The organism is Sphingobacterium zeae, assembly GCF_030818895.1.
Taxonomy (GTDB): domain Bacteria; phylum Bacteroidota; class Bacteroidia; order Sphingobacteriales; family Sphingobacteriaceae; genus Sphingobacterium; species Sphingobacterium zeae.
Genome location: NZ_JAUTBA010000001.1, coordinates 1,046,258 through 1,059,223 on the forward strand (window position 1 = coordinate 1,046,258; position 12,966 = coordinate 1,059,223).

General features: G+C 38.7%; 11 protein-coding genes. 2 read left to right on the top strand and 9 right to left on the bottom strand.

What is annotated here, in order from left to right; translation table 11 throughout:
• Positions 1 to 2: 2 nt before the first annotated feature.
• Together QE382_RS04210 and QE382_RS04215 are read left to right on the top strand one after the other, a co-directional pair.
• The gene (locus tag QE382_RS04210) at positions 3 to 1,631 is read left to right on the top strand and encodes a RagB/SusD family nutrient uptake outer membrane protein (protein WP_307184819.1); all 1,629 of its coding nucleotides are present in this window, start codon (positions 3 to 5) and stop codon (positions 1,629 to 1,631) included.
• A gap of 209 nt (positions 1,632 to 1,840) precedes the next feature.
• On the top strand, positions 1,841 to 2,878 hold the full coding sequence (locus QE382_RS04215; protein WP_307184820.1) for a GntR family transcriptional regulator: 1,038 nt from the start codon (positions 1,841 to 1,843) through the stop codon (positions 2,876 to 2,878).
• Between the two features lie 175 nt (positions 2,879 to 3,053).
• Here the strand turns inward: QE382_RS04215 and QE382_RS04220 are convergent, their stop codons facing one another.
• The 9 genes from QE382_RS04220 to panC form a co-directional block, all read right to left on the bottom strand.
• A complete protein-coding gene (locus QE382_RS04220; RefSeq protein ID WP_307184821.1) occupies positions 3,054 to 3,626 on the bottom strand; it encodes a DUF4136 domain-containing protein in 573 nt (190 codons plus the stop codon).
• 331 nt (positions 3,627 to 3,957) lie between these two features.
• The gene (locus QE382_RS04225) at positions 3,958 to 5,601 is read right to left on the bottom strand and encodes an NAD+ synthase (protein WP_307184822.1); all 1,644 of its coding nucleotides are present in this window, start codon (positions 5,599 to 5,601) and stop codon (positions 3,958 to 3,960) included.
• A 725-nt stretch (positions 5,602 to 6,326) separates the two neighbouring features.
• Positions 6,327 to 6,926: an FKBP-type peptidyl-prolyl cis-trans isomerase gene (locus QE382_RS04230; protein ID WP_307184823.1), complete on the bottom strand. Its 600-nt coding sequence runs from the start codon at positions 6,924 to 6,926 to the stop codon at positions 6,327 to 6,329.
• Between the two features lie 200 nt (positions 6,927 to 7,126).
• Positions 7,127 to 7,813 carry an FKBP-type peptidyl-prolyl cis-trans isomerase gene (locus QE382_RS04235; protein WP_307184824.1) on the bottom strand — a complete coding sequence of 229 codons (687 nt, stop codon included), beginning with the start codon at positions 7,811 to 7,813 and terminating at the stop codon, positions 7,127 to 7,129.
• A 74-nt stretch (positions 7,814 to 7,887) separates the two neighbouring features.
• The gene (locus tag QE382_RS04240) at positions 7,888 to 8,355 is read right to left on the bottom strand and encodes a thioredoxin family protein (protein WP_307184825.1); all 468 of its coding nucleotides are present in this window, start codon (positions 8,353 to 8,355) and stop codon (positions 7,888 to 7,890) included.
• A gap of 17 nt (positions 8,356 to 8,372) precedes the next feature.
• Positions 8,373 to 10,709 (bottom strand): TonB-dependent receptor, encoded by a 2,337-nt coding sequence (locus tag QE382_RS04245; RefSeq protein ID WP_307184826.1) that lies wholly within the window; start codon positions 10,707 to 10,709, stop codon positions 8,373 to 8,375.
• 367 nt (positions 10,710 to 11,076) lie between these two features.
• The gene (locus QE382_RS04250) at positions 11,077 to 11,433 is read right to left on the bottom strand and encodes a DUF8478 family putative metalloprotein (protein ID WP_307184827.1); all 357 of its coding nucleotides are present in this window, start codon (positions 11,431 to 11,433) and stop codon (positions 11,077 to 11,079) included.
• 134 nt (positions 11,434 to 11,567) lie between these two features.
• Positions 11,568 to 11,918, bottom strand: a complete 351-nt coding sequence (gene panD / locus QE382_RS04255) for an aspartate 1-decarboxylase (protein ID WP_293956899.1) — start codon at positions 11,916 to 11,918, stop codon at positions 11,568 to 11,570.
• A 44-nt stretch (positions 11,919 to 11,962) separates the two neighbouring features.
• Positions 11,963 to 12,823 (bottom strand): pantoate--beta-alanine ligase, encoded by an 861-nt coding sequence (gene panC / locus QE382_RS04260; protein WP_307184828.1) that lies wholly within the window; start codon positions 12,821 to 12,823, stop codon positions 11,963 to 11,965.
• Positions 12,824 to 12,966 lie beyond the last annotated feature (143 nt).

Below are 12,966 nucleotides of genomic sequence, written 5' to 3' on the forward strand. Positions count from 1 at the left end.
GTATGAAAAGTTATTATATACACTATAGCATAGTCGTCGTGTGCTTGGTTCTTACCAGTTGTTCCAAATATTTTGAAGTGAATACCAACGATGTTTTGACGGAAAAAGATTATGGTCAAGAAACCAATGAACTGTATTCAGGTTATATGGGAGTTGCTGCAAAAATGCAGGCTCTGGCCGATCAAACTGTATTTTTAAGTGACTTACGAACCGATCTACTTGAACCTACGGCCAATGCACCCCAAGATTTGTGGGATTTGTACAACTACAAGGAAAAAAAGGGCAATACCTTTGCCAACCCACGCACCTATTATGATCTTATTGTAAATGCCAATGCTTATTTGGAAAAAATTAGGTCTTATCGAAAAGCAAACCCAAAAGCATTGGAGGACGAGCACTATAATGCATTGATATCTGGAACAATTCGTTTTAAAGTATGGACGTATCTGACGCTAGGGAAATTATACGGTAAGGTAGCTTATTTCGATGATTCTAAGATCGATTTAGACAATCTGTCTTCCATTCCCGTAATTTCTTTAAATGAACTGTTGCCTAAACTGGTCGCATTGATGGAAATAGGTGTGGACGGTGTTGATGGAAAGTATGTCGCGAATTGGGGCAATATTTTATTTCCAGGGGTGGCTACTAATCAGCAAGATCTCACTTGGAATATGATTTGTCCATCGCCTGAACCATTATTAATGGAGCTGTATCTGTGGACGAAGCAATATACAAAAGTGGTCGATATCGGTATTCGCTTTATCTACGACAATGGTAGTAATAAGTTTAAGGTCAGTAATGACGATTATAATGGGGAGTGGGTTCAGGTATTTACGAGGGATCCAATAACACGTACAAGAGTATTGATGAATATCGTACCCTATGATTTTGAACGAAACCAGACAAATCGCTTGATGCAGTTTTTCTCGAATCAAAGTCCTTCCTTATACTATTTAAGGCCGACGGCAGCCGCCATGCGTCGATACCAGGAACAAATTCGATATGATGGACACACCTTGGGTGATCAATATCGGGGAGAGAATTACACCTACTTTTTACAGAACGGAGCATGGGTGATCCGCAAATTTTCGAGAGATCGGGAGAGTGCTTCGGAAATCTATAAAAATAATGTCCATATTGTCATATACCGAGATGCTGATATACACTTTTTTATGATAGAAGCCCTCAATAACTTGGGCATGTTTGATCAGGCGGAGGCATTGTTGAATGATGGTGTAGAGTTGTATCTTTCACGAAACGCAGGCAATTTAAAGTATCCTTTTGACAATGCGGCGATGAATGTTAGCCTTGCCAGAAATTGGGGAATTAGACGTCGGGTCAATCTCGCACCCGTGCACCCTGAAGGTGTTAGCAGAGATGATTTATCAACGACAGAAAAAGTTGATGCTTATAAGAAGGCATTAGATAAGTTAGTTGTTGAAGAGACCCTGATGGAAAGTGCGGGCGAAGCAAAGGCTTATTTTGCGATGATGCGCATTGCCGATCGTTGGAACGACCCTACAATTTTAGCCGATATCGTCGCGAAGAAGTACTCCGAAGGCCAAACGAACCAAATTCGCCAATATTTGCTGGATAGAAATCATTGGTTCGTTCAATATCCTTTAAATTAAACTTCAGTTACATTTTAAGCGGCTCAATATATAACGATTTCAATTGTTAAAAAATTCACTGTTAAAATAAGGGGATGTTTATATGATTCGAAGGCAGTAGATTTTTGTCATGGGCTGAATCGCAAAAGATCTTTGAAAACGGTGGTTTTTAAGTTTTTTTTAAAAAGTTATGAACAAATCGTTAATTTTATATTTCTTAAAATCTAACAATGACCAATTCAGTAAATCAATTTTTAAAAACTTTAGAAATTAGTGATTTCTCTGCTACTCCAAAGTATTTGCAATTGGCAAATACCATCACCGATGCCGTAAGAAACGAAATATTGGTCCGAGATGATATGTTGCCTTCCATTAATGAGTTAAGTGCCTATTTAGAAATATCACGTGATACCGTTGAAAAGGCTTACCGATACCTGAAGAAAAATGAGGTTATTGCTTCGAACCCCGGTAAGGGCTATTATGTGCATAAAACAGATGTACAATCGAAACTTAAGATTGCAATCTTTCTGAATAAACTCAGTGCGCATAAAAAGATTGTGTATGATTCCTTTGCAAAGGAATTAAGTGACTATGCGAATTTGGATTTGTTTGTTTATAATTCAGATCTATCGTATTTAAATACACTTTTAGGGAGTCTAACGAAAACTTATGACCATTATGTTCTTTTTCCACACTTTAAAGAAGGTAGGGATAAGGCCCCGGATATTATACGGAAAATCCCTTCAGAAAAGCTAATGTTATTGGGTAAGTTTATCGAAGATGTACCTGGCGATTTTCCAGCTGTTTATGAGAACTATGAACAGGATATTTACTCCGCTCTGGAGGAAGCTAATGAAGTTTTGAGTAAATACAAAAGCTTAAAACTGGTCTTTCCGGACTACAGTGATTTTCCAAAGGCTATTATCAAAGGATTTTATAAATTTTGTCAGCAATATGCTTTTGATCACGAATTAGTTTCTGATATCGATGAAGAGAAGGTAGAGAAGGGAACGTGCTACATTAATATTATCGAAGATGATCTTGTAAAACTGCTGAACAAAGTGATACAGAAAAAATTGGTCATCGGAACTGACGTTGGTGTGATCTCCTATAATGAAACACCATTGAAAAAATTTATTCTCAATGGTATCACAACCATATCGACTGATTTTGAAATGATGGGACGTTTAGCGGCCGAATTGATTATTAAAAAGTCCAAAGACCGTGTTGAGGTTCCATTTTATTTGAAAGTTAGATCATCGATTTAGAACCAGGATATAATAATGAGTTCTTCGCATAGCGGGGGAATATACATAAGGAATGCGCAGTCCAAAATCTGTGCCGATATTAGCTGTCTTTTTGTAATAGAGGCAGTTGTATATAAAAGAAAAAGACTGGTTAATTAGCGTCAACCAGTCTTTTTCTTTTATATATAAACTTCGTTTATTTTTTTAAGGTCTTCACCGGAAACAGTTCAATAACACCTTTTGCAACCTTGCTGATGTTATTAATTGCTTTTTCTGGGTTATCGACATCTCCTGATCCGCGTGCCTGCCAAATCACTGCATTTGTTTTGCGGTCAATAGCTTCAATAATTAGATGACCATAACGATAGCGCTCTTTTGCAACTGGGTAATAGCCGCCACCGTAGTAATAGGGTGAAAACCACGGACGATACCATCCCCAGGGTCCACCCCAGCCGTAGTAACCGCCGCCACCATAGACCAAGCGACTCTTATTATTGACAATCGTGATGTATCGAAATAGCAAATCAGGGTTATCTTTGGAATATTGAAGGCCTTTTGCTTCTAAAGCAGTATTAGCTGCGTCCAAGATATTGGTTTTAGCGATATCATTGTCAAAATAAGACTTTGATAACGAGTCGACCGGAGGTAACCAAGCATACGTCTTAAATGGCGTAAAATCCATCTTTTCTACCCGTGTGGTATTGTATTGATAAGACGAACATGATGCGAGTGCAACGCAAAGCACCAAAAATAATAGAATCTTTTTCATCGTAGTAATTATTTATAAGTGTGATCTCATTGGTGTAAATGAGCTCGTTTCACTCGGTTTGTTTATTAACTGTGATGAATCTACCATGAGTATTTTATCACCGTATTTAGCGGCCAACTCATGATGGTTCATGGCCTATATTGAACTTATATTTATTTAACTAATTTGTTTTTATTCCTTATCGTATACCTTTCAAGTGTAAAAATATTACAGTTGACGGTCTTTATGGCAATTGTTTCTTTATCCTCCGGGATGCTATTATCCTTTTTGATTTCACAACCTATTACTTTAGACAAAAAACTATAAATATGGTTTAATCGTAATTGTAAAATTAATAAGGATATTTTGCCACTAGCGGAATCTGTCTTCCAGGACCAAATGCTTTTGGACTGATCCGCAGGATAGGAGGAGCTTGAAAACGTTTGAATTCAGCATTATTAACCAATTTACATATCCTTTCTACTAACGATTGTTCGAAGCCCATTGCTACAACCTCAGATCCTGCTTTCTCATTTTCGATGAGTTCAAAGAGGATTTGATCCAATAGTTCATATTCCGGTAAGGAGTCTGAATCTTTTTGATCTGGCCGAAGTTCTGCGGAAGGTGCTTTTTCAATGGTATTGATTGGAATGATTTCCCGTTCTCGATTGATATAGCGTGCTAAATCATAGGCTTTGGATTTGTAAACATCACCGATTACAGAGATGGAACCTGCCATATCACCATAGAGCGTACCGTATCCTACAGCAGCTTCACTTTTATTGGACGTATTGAGCAGGATATGACCAAACTTATTAGAAACGGCCATCAAAATTACAGCACGGGCGCGTGCTTGTATATTTTCCTCAGTCGTATCGGGTTGTAGATTCTCAAAAAGAGGGGCCAAGCTATGCTCGTATGCATTAGCAATATCTTTGATGGGAACGATATGGTGTTTGCAGCCAGTGTTGTTGACCAGATCCATGGCATCTTTTATCGAATGGTCGGAAGAATAAACCGATGGCATCAGTATGGCCAATACATTATGGGCCCCGAGAGCCTCGCAGGCCAAGGCAGCAACCAAGGCCGAATCCAGTCCGCCCGACAGGCCTAAAACTGCCTTTCTGAAACCAGATTTTTGAAAATAATCACGAAGGCCCAGGATTAATGCATCATGCACAAGCTCCATCTCAGATTTAGGGTGCTTCGGAGCGGCTGTGGTGGAGATTATATTTTGTTGATGATAGGTTATAAATTGAAGATCCTCTTCAAAGCTTTTTAGTTCAGCGACCGTTGTACCTTCATTATTCAAGGCAATGGAGCGTCCATCAAATATAATATCCATGTGAGCCCCAATTTGATTAACATAAATAAGCGGTCTGCCCGACTTTTTGACCTGCTGACTAAGAACTTTAACGCGTTCCTCAAAATGCGTATAGGAAAAAGGAGAGGCCGCTATGTTGATGAGTAGGTCTGGATTTTCTCTTCTCAGTTCTGCCATGGGATCGCCAACGTACGAATTGCCACCCTCGTCATCGTCCCACAGATCTTCGCAAATTGTTAGGGCAATCTTTACGCCGTTCAGTTCGATGCAGTTGAAAACTCTACTAGGTTCAAAATAGCGATATTCATCAAATACATCATAATCAGGCAAAAGACCTTTTTTAACAACGTCCTTTACGATTCCATGTTCGATAAATACAGCAGAATTGTAGAGTTCTTTACCTTCAGGATCACCGTTTTTGAAGGGTGCTCCAATGATACAGGCGATATCCTGGCACTGTGCAGCGATTTGATGAATAGCTTCATCACATTGATGTTTGAATGCCTTATTTCTCAAGAGGTCCTTGGCAGGATATCCGCCAATTGCGAGTTCAGCGAAGATAATAAGATCGGCAGCTGCTTCTTTGGCCTGTTGGATGGCGCTAATTATTTTTTTAGTATTTGCTTCAAAATTACCGATATGGTAATTTAACTGTGCTAAAGCTATTTTCATATGCTATTGATCGTCTAAAAATAAGATACCTAATTATGGAGGATCTTCTCACAAATTTATTTCTTTTTTTTGATACTAAGCTTGCTCTTATTCGAATAAAGGAAAGTTAACCAAGAGAAATCGATGTTTGTACCCTGTATGTTACCGATGTAGCAATATATAGGGTTATTTGTAAGGTATACATAGAAATAAGCTAAGGGAATTGAATCGAATGGGGGCCGCTTCTTTGAGGCAGCAATAGCCTTTAAGCAAATCGGGGGGAGAGAATGAATAGTTTAACAGTATGAGATATGCTAAATTGTTTTAACATAATTTTAACAACGTTAAATGCTGTTAAATTTCTTGACATGAATGCAGATGTATAGTACCTTTGATATATCAAAAGCAACGAAAGATATTAAAAATAATATATAAAGAACTTTTCATAATTTAGGTTAATAATTGGTTAGGTAAAGCTCGGAGTTCCCCACTTCGAGCTTTTTTATTATAAACATTTCGCATTCGGTTTTTGCACCCAATTCATTTCCATCCCAATTTGATTTGTTAATGTATAGGAGGGATTCCTTTGTTACATAAGCACAGTTACTTTCATTTTTTTAATTTAATTCTTAACGGCAGCAAATGGAGATTAAGTTGTAACCAACTTGTACCATTTTAAAAATGGTGTTAGGATTTTTTAGATTCTAACACCATTGTATACAAGAGAACTTATAGTTAAAATATTTTTATTTAATGTCTACCACTTCAATCACGAAGTCTAAGGGTGAGTTGGCAGGAATTGGCCCTACCGCTCGGTTTCCATAACAGAATTTAGAAGGCGCCATGATATGAATTTTAGCACCTTTTTGAAGCCCTTTCTCTGTCAGTCCTCCGAGATCTACATCACCTATTTTTTTAGGAGCAAATGCGAATGTCCAAGCTGGTATAAGCGTGCTCTCGAAAGGATAATTATAACCGGTATTGGTGAGGAGCTCAAAGCTAGCCGTTTTATCGGTTTCAGTTTGGTCGAAAATACTGCCATTTAATAGGCGACCAGTATACTTTACAGTTGGATTAACTTTAAAGGCTTTAGCATTTAAGGTATCCACAATTTTATATTGATAATTTCCTGTGCCTTCAGCTAAAATTTTATACCAAATGCCTGTCTCGCTATTGTATTGGGCATCGGGATACTTTTGGCTAACATAATTTTTAAGTGCGACGGAGTCTGTTTTAAATTGTGCAGCTGCATCGTAAATCGGCGCATCATCACTTTTGGCACAGCTAATAATAATGAAAGCGATTGCTGTAATTCCTAAAAATAATGGTGATAACAATTTTTTCATGGTATTATTTGTTAGTTTTTCAATAAGTGGCCATTTCATTGTGAAATTGGCCCAGCAAATGTATAAGATTTTTTTCTTTTTGTATATTTACGCCTAAATAATTAACAAATTGATACAGTAATTTACATTTCTGTATTAAGATCTGCCAAAAAAAGCCATTCTCATTAAGAAAATGGCTTTTTTTAGCACGGCTTATTTGTTTAGTTGGAGGTAGCAGATCCAATACTTAACAATTCGATTGTATACACAACTGGTGTATTCTTAGGTACTGTCACCTTCTCACTGCCTTTGGTATATTCATTTTGATCAAACGAATAATATGAAGGCGCAATAAAAGTAATTTTATCTCCTTTTTGTAATCCTTTTGGAAGTAATCCGTGTGGGTAATAATCTATGCCATTCTGTTTAATTACAGGAGGCGTAAAGGCTCTCATCCATCCTACATTATATATATTGATGGCTTTGTATATATCAGTATAAACAGCTGGTGAACCAACTGGATTTTTATCAAAAACTCTTCCATCCATTAACTCTCCTTGAAAATTGAAAGTTGCCGCAAAAGGTGTAATCGCAGGACCATTATTTGTTAAAGTGATACCATATGTATAAGGTGTAGCGGTTTCTTTAGCATATTCGATTTTGTACCAAATACCTTTTGATAGCAAAGAGTCTGAACGCTTAGCATCGTTACCCCACTTCTGTCTCGCGTAAGCTTCCAAAAGAGGTGCTTGATCTTTATATAAAGAATCTTGTCTTGCTTTCTCCTTTTTTATCGCCTCTTCTTGTTGTTTGTAATAGGCGTCCCAATCAAAATTATCTTTATTACAAGCTGTAAAAAGAATGCCTAGACACAAAAACGCCATTAAAAATTTTGTGATATTTTTCATAATTTCTTAAAGTGTGTATTAATTATAAAACTCAAAACGCAGGCTGGACAAACTTCGCTACATCAAATGTTAAATTATTCTAAAAAAGCATATAACTCTTTTGAATTCAAGTATTTTTGTCGTATGCTTTTTAGATGAAATTTAGAGTCCAGCCTTAAAATACTCGGAAAGACAAACTGTTTTCCCTGCAGTAATTGTACTGCTAATGGATGGTATTTCCCTACTTTCTTTTTTCTGCTCAGTGACTTCCATATGCTGTTGTCGAAAACAATCTCTTCGGTAGATTCGGCATCGTACTTCACCGCATAGTAACGCTGGTTAATTAATTCAATAATTTCTCTTTTTGTAAAGATTTCTTGCTCCATTTTTCTGCAGTAGCTACACCAATCGGTATGGATGAAAAGCAGTGTTTCCCTTGGCTCAACAGCAAGTAAAGAATCAAGCTGTTCGAAGCTGATCCAATTAATCCGCTCTTGCCCAAAGTGACAGAGCGGATAAAATAGCATCATCGACATAACGTATATTTTCCTGATATGCTTCATAGATCAGTTATTGTATTTTAATGGAAATGGCCAACGCGCAAGCCAAAGGTAAATGTCCGAGGACGAGTCGGACCATAGATATAGTCTGAATCTCTCAATGGTCCCTTGTCAAAATCTTTCTGAAAAGCATTGAACATGTTTTGTATACCGCCGAAAATTTCAATACTAAAATCTTTATGTATGGGTAAGGTATAACCCAGCCGCAGATTTAACTCGACGAAGTCGCGCGCATTTTTCAAGGTCATCATATCGTTTTGGATATGAGGAACAATCATCTTTCCAGTGTAGACTCCGGTCAGATCGATTGCAAATTGTTTGGTCGCCTTTAAATTGCTATTCATATAGCCATAAATATTGGGTGTACGGACGTATTTCTTGGTCAGGATGTCCTGTCCGTCTTCCTTTCCCTCGTAGATAAGTTGATCTCTTTTATAGCGAGAGCGCTGAATGGTCCCACCGGTTTGGATAGAAAACCAAGATGATGGTGCAATATTGATCTCAATATTAGAGCCATATACCCGGGCACCATCACCGTTTTGCATCTCCTGGATGATCAATCCGTCTTTTTCTGATGCCATGACATTGACAAATTGATTGTTTAGATCCGTATAAAACCCCTCCACAAGCAGACTCGTCTGTACATTTCCAAAATTTTTGTTGTAGCTAAAGGAACCTGTATACGCATTGGAATACTCTGTTTTTAGATTTTCACCAATCAACACAAATACTTGATTTCCACCAATGGAAGTGACATGCATATCCTCGTTAAATGCCTGGGGCGCACGGAAACCGCGGGCATAGCCCCCTCTAAATTGAAGGTCCTTGGTGATATCATATAAGATTGTCAACCGTGGGCTAAAAGTGCCAAAACGCTGATATGAGTTTCGGTCTATACCTGCAAGACTGTATTTGCCATCGACATAGGTATAATCGTATCGGGCTCCGATCAAGGTTTTAAAATTACTTAAAGGCTTCCATTCGTATTGGGCATAACTGCCTAATCCTCTGTTTTGCTGATCAATGGTTCGTTTGTACCCCGGTATGTCGTCTTGGGTATCGTTGTACGAGAATTCCACTCCGGCGGTAAATACATCGCGTTCAAAGTTGTAGGTATACTGTCCCCCTGCAACCAGCGCGATATCATTTGTCTTTCCGTATGCATTGGCAGCTAATGTGCTGTCTGCGAGTGTTGCTCCGCCCCCTAGGCCGCCATAGTAGCTGTCACGAACGGTTTTCTGTACAGAGCCGTAAAGCGACATTTTTTGCTTGTAATCGCTAGAGTAATGATCGTAGGTGATTCCGCCAACAAGCGAACTGGTTTCCAATTGTTCTGTGATTTGCGTCAAGTGGGGTACTTTATCAAGCTGATCACCACCGCGACGGAACTCATTCACTGTACTAAAATCTACGGTTATCTTATCTAGATCACTCGGTTTGTAAAATATTTTTGTGCCAAAAGTAGTGTTTCGAAGTTTGGTCATTTCCGAAAAACCATCTCCATTAGCATCATATGCTTCCCGATTGCGGTGCATGCCGTAGAACGTCGCACCTCTCTTGAGGTCTTCCGCAACCGTCGAGGTGTTAAAATCAACTGTATTGTCCCAGCTTCTGCCACCTATGAGTGAGTTGGTTGATTTTACCTGCCAGTCATTTTCTACCGGATCTTTTGTAATAATATTGATTGTCCCAGCAATGGCATTGGCGCCAAATAATGCCGAACCGCCACTTCGTACGACCTCAATACGATCGATCATACTGGTGGGAATCTGGTCTAATCCATATACACTATTCAATGCGGAGAATACGCCTCTGCTATTGATCAATATTTGTGAATAGGGACCTTCGAGACCATTCAACCGGACTTGTGAAAAACCGCAATTCTGGCAATTGTTCTCTACGCGTACCCCCGGCTGATAATTCAGTGTTTCAGACATGGCGACAGATTGTGTCGCATTAAATAATTTGGGGCCTATTACATTGACAACTACCGGAGCATCCTTTCGTTTGACGCCGTAACGTGTAGCAGAAACAACAACCTCATCCAAATTGAGGTTGTCTTCCTCAAGTTGAATATGTAATGGAGCCTTTAGCGTATCAAGGGAGATAAGCTTGCTGATTGAGCGGTAGCCTACTGCAGATATATTTAATGTTACTTTTTGCATCGGTATAACAGACAACTTGAAGTAGCCCGCTGTATCAGATGTAGTCGCAAGCTTGCTGTTTTTTAAGGTCAGTGTGCCAGAGGGAACTGCTTCATGGTTTTTATTGAATAAATAGCCTTCAAGTTTCGATTGGGCATATATAGTGGATGTACCCGCCAGTAATAAGGCGAATAAAGTGTATTGCTTTAGCATAGTAATTTTATAAAAATTTTAAAAATACAAGCCTCATATCCCATTGTCTATAGCGTGCTATGAACAGCAATCAAGGTATTGAATACGGATAAGAAACAAGAAATAACTTGTCCTTAAGCAAGGCTATTGTACCAAGGAGTTCATTGAAACCACTGTAAGGTAGTCCGACGAAGGGTGTCGCCTTGGCATCAACGACAATGCTCGAAAAGGAGGCCAAAAAGAAATTGTATCAAAGACGCCGTACCGATATGGGCATTTCGTGGTATAGCAATCTGTTATTGGACGCTTATAGCCTGTTTCGCTTATTTGCGTCGAGTACTGCTATTCCAGACCACTGGTTTTCGAAATCTTTAATGTTGGTTTTATACTATGCTGGGGGGCCACGTAAATGGTAATGATCGATCGTTGTGGTGATCGCCTCCGGACAAAATGAATTATAATGTTCTTCTTTTACTTCACGCGGAATAGGAAATTCAAGGACGGTAAATTCGGTTTGTACGTAGGTGTTGTGGTAGATGACATTCAGGTATTCGATTTGGTCATCTGTTTCTTGGGGCTTTTGTTTCTTGGTAAAATCATAAGGGTGGGTGTGCATGACAATTTCACCTGTAGATTTTACCTCTTTGTGCATAAAAACAACACCTGAAATAATAATCAGCGACATTAACACCAATTGGCATAATGCGATAAGCTGACGTGGACTTCTGGTTGTTTTTCGGTACATAAAAAAGCGTTACTTTTTTAGGGTAACGCTTCAAAATTACGATTTTATTTTATCAGTATAGGGCTGTATGGATTAAAAAATATTAAGTATGTCTATTTTTGATACTTTAATGTTCTCTTTTCCTTACATCCATACTATTTAATCAGATGATTGTTGTCGTCTGGAAATACAAGCGAGGGTTGAAATTGTTTGGCTTCTTCAAAATCCATGGTCGCATAGGAAATGATGATGACGATATCGCCAACTTGAACCAGGCGTGCCGCAGCACCATTCAAACAAATTGTTCCCGAACCGCGTTGGCCAGGGATAACGTATGTCTCAAAGCGTGCTCCATTGTTATTGTTTACGATTTGAACTTTCTCGTTAGCGATGATATTTGCGGCATCCATCAAATCTTCATCTATTGTGATACTACCCACATAATTCAATTCCGCTTGTGTGACCTTAACGCGGTGAATCTTGGATTTCATTACTTCTATTACCATGGCGCAAAGTTAGGGCTTTCTACTGAATTTGAAAGATTTGTCAATTAATTTGACAAATTATTCAGAATCATATTATCGATCAGACGGACGCCCTCAACCCAGGCCGTGACGAGGGCAACATGTTGTTTGCTGAAATCGATGTGATCGACCTCCTTTAAGCTGGTACTTTCACATATGGCAAAGTATTCAACGCTCAGTCCATCTGTATCTGTTAAAATCTTCAGCGCTTGGTCTTTTACTTCCCGGAGTGCTATAGCATCATTGATGTGGTCTTTTACGTATGTCAAGGAACGTGAAAGGGCCAACGCTATTCTTTTTCCTTCTTCACTTAATCGCATGTTTCTGGAGCTCAAAGCTAGACCATCTAGATCTCTGATGATGGGACATATCGCCAATTGAATAGGTAGATCCTTCATTTCAATCATGCGTTTAATAACCATGACCTGCTGAAAGTCTTTTTGTCCGAAACAGGCAACATGCGGTTGTACTAATGTAAATAATTTATAGACGACTTGAGTGACGCCCTGAAAATGCCCTGGACGTTTTTCCCCTTCCCAGATTTGATCCAGTTCGCCCAAATCGATATGCCAGTGTTCGTGTTTGTCGGGGTACATTTCGTCAACGGTTGGCAAGAAAAGAATATCACACCCCACAGATTCCAATAGTTTGATATCGTTCTCGATTGGGCGTGGATATTTCTCGAGATCTTTTGGGTCATTAAATTGCGTAGGATTTACAAAAATACTGCAGACGCGAATGTCGCTCAAAGGTTTTGCATAATTTAATAAGGATAAATGTCCTTCATGTAATGCCCCCATGGTCGGGATTAGGGCGATTTTTTGATCGGTTTTTCGTGCTTCTTGCAGGTATGCTTGGAGAGAGGCTTTCGTTTTGAAAATTTCCACTTTGCTATTTAGTTTTTGTGGGCAAAGTTGCATATAATTTTGGGAATATAAAACGATGATTAATAGTAAATTGCATAGTAAGTATTTTTTTCGTACCTTTGTAGACCGATTTTACTGTTCGAAAATAATAAATAAAAATAACT